The organism is Paenibacillus sp. FSL K6-1096, assembly GCF_037977055.1.
Taxonomy (GTDB): domain Bacteria; phylum Bacillota; class Bacilli; order Paenibacillales; family Paenibacillaceae; genus Paenibacillus_AQ.
Window position 1 is genome coordinate 4,733,236 of record NZ_CP150274.1, and the last position, 13,517, is coordinate 4,746,752.

The following is a 13,517-nucleotide window of genomic DNA, read 5'->3' on the forward strand; positions in this document are numbered from 1 at the left end:
AGGGTCATCACATCCAGGTCAATATTTTACACCCTAAAGATCACTTGCGTAGGTGTAAGCGCTGCTGCAAAACAAGGATAATATCTTTAGATCATAAACAAGTAAGTGTGTAAAAGAAAGGGGGGCCCTAACATGAACAGCAACAAGCTGTCCCAAATCGGCCAGCAGCTATTCTTTGTCGGCCCGGCGGTATTGTTCTTTACCCTGATCATGATTGTTCCGTTTCTGATGGGGATGTACTATTCCTTTACGGACTGGAACGGCGTATCGGGTCAGGTGAGCTGGGTGGGGTTTGATAATTTCAGCAAAATTTTCACGAATGATCCTGATTTCTGGTCCTCGTTCTGGTTCACGGTAAGATTCACCGTCCTGGGCGTGGTGTTGACGAATATAGTCGGCTTCTTCCTGGCGTACCTGCTGACCAAGCCGCTGAAATCACGCAACATGCTGCGGACCATCTTCTTCATGCCGAACGTCATTGGCGGTCTGCTGCTGGGGTTCATCTGGCAGTTCATCTTCATCAAAGGCTTCGCCACCATGGGCGACCTGACCGGCTGGTCCTTCTTCAATCTTCCGTGGCTCGGGGATGCCACCACCGGCTTCTGGGCTATCGTCATGGTGTTCATCTGGCAGTCATCCGGGTATCTCATGGTTATCTACATTGCCTCGCTCAGCAACGTCTCCCGCGAGGTGCTGGAAGCAGCCGAGATTGACGGTGCCTCAAGAATGCAGGTGCTGCGCAGTATCATCGTACCGCTGATTATGCCTGCGGTGACGATCGGATTATTCCTTGCCATCTCCTGGTCCTTCAAAATGTTCGACCTGAACCTGTCGCTGACCAAGGGCGGGCCGTTCAAATCCACCGAGTCGGTGGCGATGAACATTTATAATGAAGCGTTCCTGAATAACCGCTATGGTCTGGGGACAGCCAAAGCATTGCTGTTCTTCCTCATTGTAGCGATCATCACGATCATCCAGGTCCGTATAACGAAGAGCAAGGAGGTAGAAGCTTAATGAATGCCAAAACAACCAGCAGATGGAATATCGGCATTGAAGTGGTCATGATCCTTCTAGCGCTTCTGTTCCTCTCTCCGTTCTACTTCCTGATCGCGAACTCGCTGAAGTCCTTCGGCGAGATTCTCAGTGACGCAGCCAGCTGGCCGCAGAGCTTCATGTGGTCGAACTACGCCAATGCCTGGAAGCTGGCCCGGTTCTCCGAGGCCTTCCGCAATTCGCTGCTGGTCACCATTGTCAGTGTCGTGCTGATCTCGCTGTTCAGCGCCATGGCGGCATACCGGATGGTGCGTGCCAATACCCGGTTCAACAAGCTGTTGCTGCTGCTGTTCGTAGCGGCGATGGTCGTGCCGTTCCAGACCATTATGATTCCGATCCTGAAGGTGGTTAACATTCTGGGTGTTAATAATTCCTTCGCAGGCCTCATTATTTCCCATCTGGGACTTAGCATTCCGATGGCAGTCTTCCTGTTCCACGGCTTCATCAAATCCGTGCCGCTGGAGATTGAAGAGGCGGCAACGGTGGATGGCTGCAACCCGATCTCGGCCTTCTTCCGGATTGTGCTGCCGCTGCTGAAGCCGATGCTGATGACCATTATCGTGCTGAATGCCCTGGGCATCTGGAACGATTACCTGCTTCCGTCGCTGATTCTTCAGGCGCCCGGACTGCGGACGATTCCGCTGGCGACCTTCTCGTTCTTCGGCCAATACACGAAGCAATGGGATATGGCCCTTCCGGCGCTGACGATCGGGATTGCGCCAATTGTAATCTTTTATCTGTTCATGCAGCGTTACATTGTTGAGGGAATAGCGGCCGGCTCGGTGAAGGGTTAATTCACCGGGCTCCCGTTCCACATATATACAGCTTGTTAATTTATTCAAGGGGGAACTACTAATGATGAAGAAACGTGCGGCACTGATGATGTCATCCGTTCTGTTAATGTCCACAGTGCTGGCGGCTTGCGGCGGTAAGGCGGATAATACCGCATCTGATAATGCATCAAATGGAAGCGCTGGCAACAGCGGGGCGGTAAAGACAGTGAAGATTTTCCAGTTCAAGACAGAGATCGTGGAAGGCCTGAATGAGCTGAAGGTAGAATTCGAGAAAGAGTATCCCAACATCAAGCTGGATATCCAGACGGTCGGCGGCGGTGCAGACTATGGGGCGGCGCTGAAGACCAAGTTTGCTTCCGGTGATGCGCCTGATATTTTCTCCAATGGCGGTTATGCGGAAATGGCACTGTGGCAAGACAAGCTCGAGGACCTGTCCGACCAGCCTTGGGTGAAGGATCTGATTCCGCTCGCGGCTGAGCCGATGACCAAGGACGGCAAAACCTACGGAATGCCAATGAACCTCGAAGGGATCGGTTATGTCTATAACAAGGATCTGTTCGCCAAGGCCGGAATCAAGGAGACGCCGAAGACGATCACAGAGCTGGAGGAAGCGGCGAAGAAGCTGCAGGCGATCGACGTGATTCCGTTCGGCAATGCGTATCAGGAGTGGTGGCTGCTCGGGATTCAGGGGATTAGCGTAGCTTTTGCCCAACAGCCTAATGTAGACGAATTCATCCAGGGGCTGAACGCCGGAACCGCCTCGATCGTGGGGAATGAGAAGTTCAAGGATTGGAGCAACCTGCTCAATCTGACGGTGAAGTACGGGCAGAAGAACCCGCTGACCACTGACGCTAACACTCACCTGGCACTGTTCGCCAATGGTGAAACCGCGATGATGCAGGAAGGCAACTGGGCTCAGACCCTGGTGGACAATATCACGCCTGACATGAACATTGGGATGTTCCCGATGCCGATCAACGATGATCCGGAGGCGAACGACAAGCTGTCTGTCGGGATTCCGGCGAACCTGGTCGTGAACAAGGAATCGGCGTCCAAGGAGGAAGCGAAGACCTTCCTGAACTGGCTCGTAACCTCAGACATGGGTAAAGAATATATCGTCAAAAAGTGGAAGTTCATCCCGGCCCTGTCCACCATTCCGGCAACGCCTGAAGATATCGGCCTGCTGGGTGCGGATGTGTGGAAGTATGTGAAGGAAGGCAAGGTCTACGGACTGCAGGCCTCCAAGTTCCCTGACGGGGTAACCCAGGAATTCGCCAGCGTGATTCAGGAGCTGATTGCGAACAAGGTTGATGAAGCGGGCTGGGAGCAAGGCATGCAGGCTGCCTGGGATAAGCTGAAGAAGTAATTAGTACAAGCGGTTTATGTAAAAATGTTCTGGACGCTCCCGCTCTCCTCCGAATAGGGATGAGGCGGGAGCGTCCTTTAGATTATATGCCGGGGAGTGGAGGCAGTCCCTCAGGCGGAGGGATGGCGCCGGTGTCTCTCCCTGCGGGTGCTTAGGGGGATAACCTGCGGATTCTGCTGCTGCTGCTGTGCCTCTGCCCGGAGCCTGTTCAGCAGGTCATAGACGGTCGTGATTTGGCTCGTATCTATCACTAATTCTGTACCCGCCGGGTTGCCGGGGGTTGTGAAGGTCCATTGCTTGTGTCCCATGGCGATCACTCCTTCTTATAAGTACTTTCATCATAATCTGCGGAGCGGATCATGTATAATGAAGGGAAATGATAGAGGCCATCACTGCGGCTGATGGGTGACCCGGGGGGGAGTTGTAAAGAATGGATATCGGTCTTCTTATTGTATTCAAGGCTGTTGTTGAGGCAGGCAGCATCTCCAAAGCAGCGCAAAATCTGAACTATGTGCAGTCCAACGTGACAGCGAGAATCCAGCAGCTGGAGCAGGAGCTGGGAACTCTGCTATTCTACCGGCACAGCCGGGGAAGCACTTTGACTTCAGCGGGACAGACGTTCATGGAATATACCGTTAAAATTCTTGCTCTGCTGGACGAGGCCAAGCTGGCGGTGCTGGATTCCCCGGTTCCCAAGGGTTCAATTACGGTCGGCTCGGATACGACAGCGGCGGTCCGGCTGCCTGCCGTCCTGTCTTCATACCGCAGCTGTTATCCCGATGTCGAAGTTCATCTGCAGATCGGGCGGGCGGGGGAGCTGATCCAGTCGGTTCTCCAGCACACCGTCCATGGTGCCTTCATGGACGGACCGGTGGAGCATCCGGAGCTTGTCCAGGAGCTGGTCATCCATGAGCGGATCGGACTGGTCATTCCGGATTCAATGGAGTATCAGGAGGTCACCTCCCTGCATGACAAGACTCTGCTGATGCTCAATTCGGAGTGTCTGTACCGGGACCGGCTGGAGAGCTGGCTTGCCGAAGAGGGCGGCCGGCTGGGCAAGGTGATGGAGTTCGGGACGATGGAGGGGCTGCTGGGTTGTGTGAAGGCGGGAATGGGCTATGCCGTGTTGCCCTTATCCTATTTCACCCGGATGAATGTGACGGAGGGGATCCGCATCTATCCGTTCCCGGAGAAATACGCGGTGGTCCCGACCGTATTCGTCCGGCGGCGTGATCTCTATATGACGAGCGCGTTCCGGGAGTTCATCGAAGAGCTGAAGGCGGCGTTGCCCGCAGATTAATGCAGCTTCCTGAACTGCTCCGGCGTCAGCGCCGACTGCTTGCGGAAGGTGGCCACGAAATGGCTGGTGTCGCGGAAGCCGGCCAGCTGCGAGACGGCTTTGACGGTAAGCCGGGGATTGGCTACCAGCAGCTCCTTGCTCTTGCGGATGCGCAGCCGGACGAAATAGGCATAGGGCGAGAGGCCGAAGGTCTGCAGGAACAGGCTGTTCAGATGCCTTCCCGAGACCCCGAGCCGGGCGGCCAGATCCTGCAGCCCGATCCCGGGATCGCCATAATGGCTGTCCATCCACCTCAGCAGCGGCTGCAGCTTGTCCACATTACGGGAGATCGCCGCGTTGTTATGGAGCTGCCCGTACTTGTGCAGCGTCAGCAGGAAGCGGTAGGCATCGCTGGATTCACCCAGGCTGAACATGTCGCTGGAGGCGTCATGGCGGTCCATCATACCTTTTAACATATGGCAGAGCGGCGCTTCGCTCTCCCAGCGGTAGAACAGGCTGGCGTTCATGCCAAGCGATTCCAGAATATGCCCGGCTGAGGCCCCTCCGAAGGTGAGATAATAAGTACGCCAGGCTTCTTCAGAGCAGGCTTCATAGCTGTGCGGCGTACCGGGTGTCAGCAGGATACCGCTGCCTTCCGTGAGTATCTGCTCCTTACCGTCCAGACGGAGGATGCCAGCACCATGGGCGGTCTGCAGCCAGTGATAGGTGTGGAAGCCCTGCGGCCGGGAGACCTTCTCCTGGTCGGGATTATAGCCCATACTGTCCAGCGTTATGGGCAGGAGCTGGCTGCTCTCCTGGGCGAATACGATGCGGCGGACGGTGTCAGCGGCCATTTCATTCAACTCCTGATGTTCCATATTATTATATGTGAGGTCATTAATTTTATATTTATAGCCATTCCGATAGAGGATAGAATAAGAATATACTTATACTACTATAAAGGAAGTGTGAGCTGTGATCAACGAGAGGCTGCCGAAGATATGGTATGGCGGAGATTATAACCCCGAGCAATGGGATGCCCCGGTGTGGGCAGAGGATGAACGGATGTTCAAGCTGGCCGGCATTGATGTAGCGACCATTAATGTGTTCTCCTGGGCGCTGATTCAGCCGTCTGAGGATACGTATGATTTCACCGGTCTGGATGAAATGATCGAACGGCTCTATAAGAACGGAACCTATGTGTGTCTGGCTACCGGAACCGGCGCCCACCCGGCCTGGATGGCCCGCCGTTATCCTGAAGTGACCCGGGTGGATGTCCAGGGCCGCAAGCGCAAATTCGGCGGACGCCATAACTCCAATCCGAACAGTGCGGTGTACCGCAAATATGCGGCGCTGCTGGCCGGCAAGCTGGCCGAGCGTTATAAGGACCACCCGGGGCTGGTGGCCTGGCATATCTCCAATGAATACGGCGGCTATGATTATTCCGAGCAGTCCGAGGCGGCCTTCCGCGTATGGCTGAAGGAGCGCTACGGTTCGTTGGAAGCGCTCAACAAAGCCTGGAATACCCGCTTCTGGGGCCATACCTTCTATGATTGGGAGGAGATCGTTGTCCCGAATGAGCTGAGTGAGGAGTGGAACGGCAACCGGACCAACTTCCAGGGAATCTCGCTGGATTACCGCCGGTTCATGTCGGACAGCCTGCTGGAATGCTACAAGCTTGAATACGAGGCCATCCGGGAGCACAGCACCGATATTCCGATTACCACCAACCTGATGGGCTTCTATCCCGAGCTGGATTATTTCAAATGGGCCAAGTACATGGATGTCATCTCCTGGGACAACTATCCGTCCCTGGATACGCCGGTCAGCTATACGGCGATGACGCATGACCTGATGCGCGGCCTGAAGAGCGGCCAGCCGTTCATGCTGATGGAGCAGACGCCCAGCCAGCAGAACTGGCAGCCGTACAACTCCCTGAAGCGTCCCGGCGTCATGCGCCTCTGGAGCTACCAGGCCGTTGCGCGCGGTGCGGATACGGTGATGTTCTTCCAGCTCCGCCGCTCGATCGGGGCCTGCGAGAAATACCACGGCGCGGTGATTGAGCATGTGGGGCATGAGCATACCCGGGTATTCCGGGAATGCGCCGAGCTGGGCCGCGAGCTGGAGCAGCTGGGCGGCGAGCTGCTGGATGCCCGGAGCGCAGCACAGATCGGCATCATCTACGATTGGGAGAACCGCTGGGCGCTGGATCTCTCCAGCGGCCCGTCGGTGGCGCTGAATTATGTGAACGAGGTTCACAAATATTATGATGCACTCTACCAGCAGCATATTGAAGCGGATATGATTGGCGTGGAAGAGGATCTGTCGAAATACAAGATTGTCATTGCTCCAGTAATGTATATGGTGAAGCCGGGCTTCGCCGCGAAGGTTGAGGCGTTCGTTCAGGCGGGCGGAACCTTCATAACGACCTATTTCAGCGGCATTGTGAACGAGAACGATCTGGTCACAGTTGGAGGTTATCCGGGCGAACTGCGCAAGGTGCTGGGCATCTGGGCCGAGGAGATCGATGCGCTCCTGCCGGGCATGAGCAATGAGATGGTGATGAAGCAGGACTGGGGAGCGCTGAACCGCTCCTATGCCTGCGGCCTGCTGTGCGATCTGATTCATGCTGAAGGAGCGGAGGTGCTGGCGGAATACGGCACTGACTTCTATAAAGGAATGCCGGCGCTGACGGTGAACCGCTTCGGTGCAGGCCACGCGTATTATGTGGCGACCAGCCCGGATGCCGCATTCCTGCGCGGATTCCTGGCGAATCTGTGCGAAGAGAATGGCATCGCTCCGCTGGTGAGCGCGCCGGAAGGCATTGAATCGGTGCAGCGGGTCAAGGAGGGGGTCTCCTACCTGTTCCTGCTGAACCACGCCGCCGAGGAGCTTACCGCCCATATCGGCTCCGGTGAACGGACCGATCTGCTTACCGGCAAGAAGTTCAGCGGTTCAGCGGCCGTTCCGGGCCGCGGCGTGCTGATTCTGTCCGACCGGGCTTAACGAACTGAAAGAAGCTGTCCCCGGACCATAAGGTTATTGGCCGCGGGGGCAGCTTCTTTTATTTTATTGAATGAAGGAACCGAAGTCTGTGATCTCCAGCTTCACATTGATGTGGACAGGCGTCCGGCTGAAAATCTCATCCCAATGATCCTTGTACTTTCTCCATAACGCCGGCTTCTGGATGCGGAGCTTCTCCGAGAACCCGGCGGCATCGGCTTTATACTCCTTCTGCAGCTTGTGCATCAGCGTCTGCATCATCTGCTCCAGCCGTTTCTGGAACCGTTCCTCTGCCTTTTCCGGATGTTTGGTGGCTGAGGGGTATTCGTCCGCGTTCCAGCTCTCGCTTAGCCTTCCTTCTGTTTCGAGCTTAACGTCGAAGGCCAGATTGCCGTCAACCAGCTTGGTTGTGATCGTACTTTTCATCATTTTCAATTCATAGGTGATCGGCTCATTGTCCTCATTATACGTTTTGATGACACCCGCTTGGGCGGAGTTGTTCAGCCAGGTCAGACACTCGGTGTCCTCCTGATTCAGTGCCCCTACCCAGTGGCCGGTATCCCCCTTGATCACTCCGGCGCCGGAGAATTCCGTCTCTCCGTTGGCCGTCACCAGATTCTGCAGCACAAAGCTGCGTTTGGAGAACATGAGCGCATCCATTTTAGACAGAATGACCGGGTCCAGGACCTTACTGGTCCGCTTCTGATTGCGCATCATATCCCGGATATGGAAGGAAGGGATCACATTCTTCTGCTTGGAGATGAGTGTCTCCTCCGCCCGGCCTTGGCTTATGAATACCATGGTGCTGGGGCGGATGTCATTATCGCGGAGCACGAAGTCCAGTAACTGGTTCATCTTTTGCCGCTTGAGCAGCTCGGTAGAGATGACAATCACTTTGAGATGGTGGCCGATGATCGGCCGTTCCCGCAGGATGGAATACTGCCGGAAGATCTCCAGCACAGAATCACCGGTTCCTCCAACGTTCATATAGGGCGCTTCGCTGCTGCTCTGGTTCCCGGGATTGTCTGAGCCGCCAACGGAATTGGCCGGGACCATCTGCACAGTGGCTGTAATCTGATTCCGCTTCGTATAGGTTGCGCCCTGATCCTCCATCTGCTGTTCTGTATCTGTAAGTCTTGGGGTATCCAGAGCCAGGCCAGCGTACAGGGCCAGGTCCTCGATCTCCTTGCTGCTCCAGCAGGAGGTCTGTGTGGCCAGGATGAGCAGGCTGCAGAACAGCAGCAGAATTCGTCTATACATGCTGCTTCAGCCCCTTCACCCGGATCAGCCAGACCACAGAGAGCAGTACCGGGACAAGGAAGAATAGCACTACACCCATCTTACCGATGGTATCCCCGAGGGTGAACAGGTCGCTCAAGGTTTTGGGTGTCATTGCCGAGATGAACAGCAGCGGAACCATAGCGTAAATCACCGGATGGATTTTAACCTTGAAGGTCTGGGACACAGCCAGTGACGCCTGAAAAAAAAAGCTGCTGAAGTTGCAGAACATCTGCATCAGCCAGATCACCATGAACGGGAACTCCATCCGCTCGAAGAAGAAGCCCGGCACCTCGAAGCTGCGCATCAGATCGATGGTCGGCCAGGTGCTGGAGATAGGCGAATTAATGGATAAGCCGCCGATCACAATAACGACGGTCAGCAGATAAAGTATCAGCGGCACGGATAAGCCTCCAAGGATAGCCTTGACGGCCTGCTTCGGTTCCCGCATGAACGCTACCAGCGTCATGGTGACTTCACAGCCGGTGAATACAAGCACGGTGGACTTCAGTCCTGAGAATACAGGGGCCAAGCCGTTGCCCAGTACAGGACGCAGATTATCGATATCGAACATCCGCAGGCTGAGTATGAACGAGATGAGCAGAATCATAATGCTGATCGGAAAAACAATCGTAAAGACACGGGCAATGGAATTGATGCCGCCATAGACCAGATAAGTACCGAGCCAGAGAAAAGGAAGAATCACCGCCCAGATCGGGGTTCCCTCCAGCAGGAAGAACAGGGTGACCTCGGCAAGGCTGCGGATCTCAAAGCCGGCGATAATAATGAAATAGCCAATCATGAGCAGGGACAACACCCCGCCGAGGAATCTTCCGGTGAGCTTGCTGGCATACTGGAAGACGGTTTTGCCCGGAAACTGCTGGCTGATCTTCACCATGAGGAATACAGCCAGCATGACAATGGCTCCGCCGAGCAGCACGGAAATCCAGCCGTCCGGGGTCTTCACTTCCTTGCTTACACTGCGCGGCAACGTAAGAATTCCCGCGCCGAGCAGCGTATTGTTCAGGAAAATGGCTGCTTGTGTGGCCGTAATTTTATCATCAGTACGCACAAACATAAATACGTTCCTCCTAACGCGCAGGCGCGGTTATCGTTTGCGTTGCTTCTGCCTGGTCTTCATCATCAGCGGTCTGCGCTTCATCAGCGCCATCGGAGCGCGGAAGAACAGATCCTTCCAGTCACTTAAGCGGAACGGCGAGAGCGGGGTCAGATAAGGCACGCCGAAGCTTTTGAGCTTGGTCAGATGGCAGCAGATCAGCAGGAAGAACAGAATGGTCCCGTACATTCCCAGCACGGAAGCGAACAGCATCCCGACGAAGCGCAGTATCCGCAGCGTAATCCCGGCGCTGTACATCGGAATGGAGAAGGAAGAGATGGCGGTGACGGCTACCGTGATGACCAGGAATGGGCTGACAATCCCTGCTTGTACCGCTGCATCTCCGATGATCAGACCGCCGACGATGCCCATCGCCGGACCGATCGGCTTCGGCAGCCGGATGCCGGCCTCCCGCAGAATCTCAATGGAGACCTCCAGGATCAACACCTCAATCAGCGAAGGGAAGGGGACGCCCTGCCGGGTCTTGATGATGGTGATCGCCAGCTCTGTCGGGATCAGCCCCGGATGGAAGGAGATGAATGAGATGTACAGAGCCGGGGCCATCAAGGCCAGGAAGGAGGCAGCAAAACGCAGCAGCCGCAGCAGCGTGCCCGGCAGCCAGCGCTCGTAATAATCCTCCGGCGACTGCAGCAGCATACTGAACGTCACCGGGGCAATCAGCGCGAAGGGGGTGCCGTCCAGCATTATGGCGACCCTTCCCTCCAGCAGGGCGGCAATTACCCGGTCTGGCCGTTCGGTGTTCTGCAGCTGCTGGAAGGGGCTGAGATAATTATCTTCTACTAACTGTTCGATATAGCCCGATTCAGCCAGGAAATCCATATTGAGCTTGCCGATCCGGTTCTTGACCTCGTCCAGCAGATCGGGATTGACGATATCCTTCATATAAGCGACCACGATCTCCCGCTCGATAACCGTCCCGGCCCGGAAGGACTTCATCTCAAGCTGGTCACTTAGACCCTGGCGGCGCAGCATGGCGGTATTCTCGCCCAGCACCTCGGTGAAGCCCAGCCGGGGACCGCGCAGCAGCGCCTCAGAGACCGGCTCGTCTGCCGTGCGGCTGGGAGCACCGGGCATCTCGACCAGGAAGCCGCAGGTCTGTCCTTCAATCAGAATGGCGGCATGGCCGAAGAGGACAGACCTGTTGAAATCTCCAATATACATTTCCTCCTTCAGCTCACTGAAGGGAAGCCTCTGTCCGGCGGCCTTCACGGAGGACGGGAGATCTGCAGGCAGCTCGTACATCAGGAATTGCATCACCTCCATACTAAGCAGCCGGTCACTCTGCATTCCGTCTATATGAATCAGGACGCCCTGAACACCCGTTTTCGCATTTGTGAACTCCCGGAAATGAACATCGCTGTTGCTGCCGATGGCAGCCTTGACCGCCTGAAGATCTGCATGGAAATCACCGGTGAACCGGGTACTGGACTCTGGCAGAGCCTGCGGCTGCTGGTGCGGAAGAGTCCTTGCGCCGTGCCCGATCTGGCCCCGTCCGCTGCCGACCAGCCGGTAGAGCGATTTATAGAGATAAGCCAGGAGCAATGGAACAAGCATAGCCACACCTGCCTGGGCGAAGACTGCCCAACCGGGCATATACGATAGAATCATACCGAACAGAGTAATCATCCCCAGCTCTTGATATTGGGTATAACGGAGTATCTGTTTCACTTTCATGAAGTTTTCCAAACTTTATCTGAATTTACTCATAATTACCGAAAAAAATTCAGCGGGTGCGCAGGCCCCTATGCTTCCTGAGTCCGGCAGCCCCGCTGCGTGAAATAAGATATAATGCATAGAGAACAGGTTATTCACTTAAGCACATCAGCACTATAGCAGTCAGGAGAGAGGCGGCACATGAGAACCTTACTGGTTACGGGCTACCGTGCGCATGAGCTGGGCATTTATGACAGCAAGCACCAAGGGATCCCTTATATCAAAAAAGCGCTGGCCAGCCGGATCATTCCGTTCCTGGAGGAAGGGCTGGAGTGGGTCATCACCCCCGGCCAATACGGCGTTGATCTGTGGGCCTGCGAGGTGGTGCTGGAGCTGAAGCGCCAGTACCCGGGACTAAAGCTCGGGATTATTACCGCCCATGCGGCCCCGGAGGAGAAGTGGAAGGAAGAGAAGCAGAATGAGTACCGCCGCATCGTTGCCGGTGCGGATTACTACGGTGCTGTAAGCAATGCCCCCTATGAGGGGAGCTGGCAGTTCAGAGCGAGGGATGATCTGCTGTTCCGCAAAAGCGACGGCCTCCTGCTGTTCTATGACGAGGATGCCGCAGAGGGCAGCGCGAAGTTCACTAAGGAGCGGGCACTGAAGCTGCAGGCGGAAGGGGATTACCAGCTCTATGTGATCCATGCGGAAGAGATTCAGAATATTGCTGACGAAGAGAGCCGGCGCGATTATGAGTGAGAAACGGGCTGCAGAACGGGGACTTGTCCATACAGGGGCGAAAGACTTAGTTTTTTAAACGAGTGATTAAAAGCCACCCTCCTTTGGTTAAATACATGACATGGCTTACACTACTTGCCAATAATACTTAGGAGGAATCGATCTTGAAGAAATGGACTACGTTACTTATGGGGGTTATGCTGTCGGTTGCTCTGGCGGCCTGCGGCAATAATGAGGAGCTGAAACCATCGGAGGGTGCTGCAACCGCTGCACCTGGAGGAAACGCTGCTCCGGAAGCAACGGCCTCCGCTGCGCCTGCTGAACAGACATCAGACGGCGTACCATCGGTGGATGAACTGATTCAGAAGTCGGTTGCTGCATCGGGTGATCTGAAGAGCTTCGCGATGGAATCGCAGGTGAAGCAGAAGATCAACATGAAGACGAGCGAAGGGGAAAACGCGCAGGATACCGATATGACCACGAAATCTGAATTCGTGAAGGAGCCGCTGACGATGCATCAGGAGGTGCAGATGAAGACGGCCCAGGGCGACCAGACGATTGAGCAGTATGTGACTCAGGACGGCTTCTATTCCCAGATGAACGGGCAATGGATGAAGATGCCTGCCTCGATGGGAGAACAGGTCCTTACCGCTATGCAGCAGTCGGCCAACCCTGAGAAGCAATTGGAGCAGTTCAAGGCGCTCACCGAGAAGACGAAGATCACCGAGGAAGGCGACAGCTATCTGTTGTCTGCTGAAGTATCCGGTGATGACGTCAAGGAGCTGGCGAAGACTTATATGAACCAGACCGGAAGCTCTGACCAGCAGATGGCTGCCATGATGGATCAGATGAATATCAAGAGCATGAATATCGCTTACGCGGTGGATAAGAAGACTTACTTCCCAACCCGCACGGATGTAACTATGGTCATGGATATGACCAGCGGCGACCAGACGATCTCGATTGATATGGACATGAAGGCGACCATCAGCGACCACAACAAGGTGGACGAAATCAAGGTTCCGCAGGAAGCGCTGGATGCGAAGGAAGTGGAGATGCCGACAACTCCGTCCGCTCCGACTACCCCGTAACCGGGCTTGCCAAGCTGAATCATCAAGCAACAGACAGAAGAGCTATCCCGGAAGCCATGAAACGGCTGCTTGGGATAGCTCTTTATGGTGTTCTTCCCATACATAATTCCACAATAAAAGGGGC

The 13,517-nt window shown here is 55.2% G+C and carries 12 protein-coding genes; 7 read left to right on the forward strand and 5 right to left on the reverse strand.

From position 1 onward, the window contains the following. The first annotated feature begins 132 nt into the window (after positions 1 to 132). The 3 genes from MHI24_RS20935 (at position 133) to MHI24_RS20945 (ending at position 3,213) form a co-directional block, all read left to right on the forward strand. Positions 133 to 1,014 (forward strand): sugar ABC transporter permease, encoded by an 882-nt coding sequence (locus tag MHI24_RS20935; RefSeq protein ID WP_340021451.1) that lies wholly within the window; start codon positions 133 to 135, stop codon positions 1,012 to 1,014. After that, complete coding sequence (locus tag MHI24_RS20940) at positions 1,014 to 1,847, forward strand: carbohydrate ABC transporter permease (RefSeq protein WP_340021452.1); 834 nt, start codon at positions 1,014 to 1,016, stop codon at positions 1,845 to 1,847. The genes MHI24_RS20935 and MHI24_RS20940 overlap by 1 nt, the downstream gene beginning before the upstream one ends. A gap of 61 nt (positions 1,848 to 1,908) precedes the next feature. Beyond that, the gene (locus MHI24_RS20945; RefSeq protein ID WP_340021453.1) at positions 1,909 to 3,213 is read left to right on the forward strand and encodes an extracellular solute-binding protein; all 1,305 of its coding nucleotides are present in this window, start codon (positions 1,909 to 1,911) and stop codon (positions 3,211 to 3,213) included. Positions 3,214 to 3,323: 110 nt separating this feature from the next. On the opposite strand, the gene MHI24_RS20950 is transcribed toward MHI24_RS20945, so the two are convergent. Then, complete coding sequence (locus MHI24_RS20950) at positions 3,324 to 3,521, reverse strand: hypothetical protein (RefSeq protein WP_340021454.1); 198 nt, start codon at positions 3,519 to 3,521, stop codon at positions 3,324 to 3,326. Between the two features lie 122 nt (positions 3,522 to 3,643). Between MHI24_RS20950 and MHI24_RS20955 the strand changes: the two genes are divergently transcribed. After that, positions 3,644 to 4,513 carry a LysR family transcriptional regulator gene (locus MHI24_RS20955; RefSeq protein WP_340021455.1) on the forward strand — a complete coding sequence of 290 codons (870 nt, stop codon included), beginning with the start codon at positions 3,644 to 3,646 and terminating at the stop codon, positions 4,511 to 4,513. Here MHI24_RS20955 and MHI24_RS20960 read toward each other — a convergent pair. Further along, the gene (locus MHI24_RS20960) at positions 4,510 to 5,346 is read right to left on the reverse strand and encodes an AraC family transcriptional regulator (RefSeq protein WP_340021456.1); all 837 of its coding nucleotides are present in this window, start codon (positions 5,344 to 5,346) and stop codon (positions 4,510 to 4,512) included. The two genes, MHI24_RS20955 and MHI24_RS20960, sit on opposite strands and share 4 nt — an antisense overlap. Before the next feature lie 121 nt (positions 5,347 to 5,467). Between MHI24_RS20960 and MHI24_RS20965 the strand changes: the two genes are divergently transcribed. Next, on the forward strand, positions 5,468 to 7,498 hold the full coding sequence (locus tag MHI24_RS20965; protein WP_340021457.1) for a beta-galactosidase: 2,031 nt from the start codon (positions 5,468 to 5,470) through the stop codon (positions 7,496 to 7,498). A 63-nt stretch (positions 7,499 to 7,561) separates the two neighbouring features. Here MHI24_RS20965 and MHI24_RS20970 read toward each other — a convergent pair whose 3' ends face one another. Genes MHI24_RS20970 through MHI24_RS20980 form a run of 3 tightly spaced genes read right to left on the reverse strand, consistent with a single transcriptional unit; the run spans position 7,562 to position 11,528 of the window. Continuing rightward, entirely contained in the window at positions 7,562 to 8,755 is a 1,194-nt protein-coding gene (locus MHI24_RS20970; RefSeq protein WP_340021458.1) for a Ger(x)C family spore germination protein, read from the reverse strand. Then, positions 8,748 to 9,851: a spore germination protein gene (locus MHI24_RS20975; RefSeq protein WP_340021460.1), complete on the reverse strand. Its 1,104-nt coding sequence runs from the start codon at positions 9,849 to 9,851 to the stop codon at positions 8,748 to 8,750. Before MHI24_RS20975 ends, MHI24_RS20970 begins: the two co-directional genes overlap by 8 nt. A gap of 30 nt (positions 9,852 to 9,881) precedes the next feature. Then, complete coding sequence (locus MHI24_RS20980; RefSeq protein ID WP_340026745.1) at positions 9,882 to 11,528, reverse strand: spore germination protein; 1,647 nt, start codon at positions 11,526 to 11,528, stop codon at positions 9,882 to 9,884. Between the two features lie 237 nt (positions 11,529 to 11,765). Here MHI24_RS20980 and MHI24_RS20985 point away from each other — a divergent pair, with 237 nt between their 5' ends. Further along, complete coding sequence (locus MHI24_RS20985) at positions 11,766 to 12,323, forward strand: DUF1273 domain-containing protein (RefSeq protein WP_340021461.1); 558 nt, start codon at positions 11,766 to 11,768, stop codon at positions 12,321 to 12,323. A 143-nt stretch (positions 12,324 to 12,466) separates the two neighbouring features. Continuing rightward, positions 12,467 to 13,393: a DUF6612 family protein gene (locus tag MHI24_RS20990; protein ID WP_340021462.1), complete on the forward strand. Its 927-nt coding sequence runs from the start codon at positions 12,467 to 12,469 to the stop codon at positions 13,391 to 13,393. Positions 13,394 to 13,517 lie beyond the last annotated feature (124 nt).

Bases quoted from the DNA above. Each gene is read 5' to 3' on its own strand.
- MHI24_RS20935 (WP_340021451.1), top strand. From the start codon at position 133: ATGAACAGCAACAAGCTGTCCCAAATCGGCCAGCAGCTATTCTTTGTC.
- MHI24_RS20940 (WP_340021452.1), top strand. From the start codon at position 1,014: ATGAATGCCAAAACAACCAGCAGATGGAATATCGGCATTGAAGTGGTC.
- MHI24_RS20945 (WP_340021453.1), top strand. From the start codon at position 1,909: ATGATGAAGAAACGTGCGGCACTGATGATGTCATCCGTTCTGTTAATG.
- MHI24_RS20950 (WP_340021454.1), bottom strand. From the start codon at position 3,521: ATGGGACACAAGCAATGGACCTTCACAACCCCCGGCAACCCGGCGGGT.
- MHI24_RS20955 (WP_340021455.1), top strand. From the start codon at position 3,644: ATGGATATCGGTCTTCTTATTGTATTCAAGGCTGTTGTTGAGGCAGGC.
- MHI24_RS20960 (WP_340021456.1), bottom strand. From the start codon at position 5,346: ATGGCCGCTGACACCGTCCGCCGCATCGTATTCGCCCAGGAGAGCAGC.
- MHI24_RS20970 (WP_340021458.1), bottom strand. From the start codon at position 8,755: ATGTATAGACGAATTCTGCTGCTGTTCTGCAGCCTGCTCATCCTGGCC.
- MHI24_RS20975 (WP_340021460.1), bottom strand. From the start codon at position 9,851: ATGTTTGTGCGTACTGATGATAAAATTACGGCCACACAAGCAGCCATT.
- MHI24_RS20985 (WP_340021461.1), top strand. From the start codon at position 11,766: ATGAGAACCTTACTGGTTACGGGCTACCGTGCGCATGAGCTGGGCATT.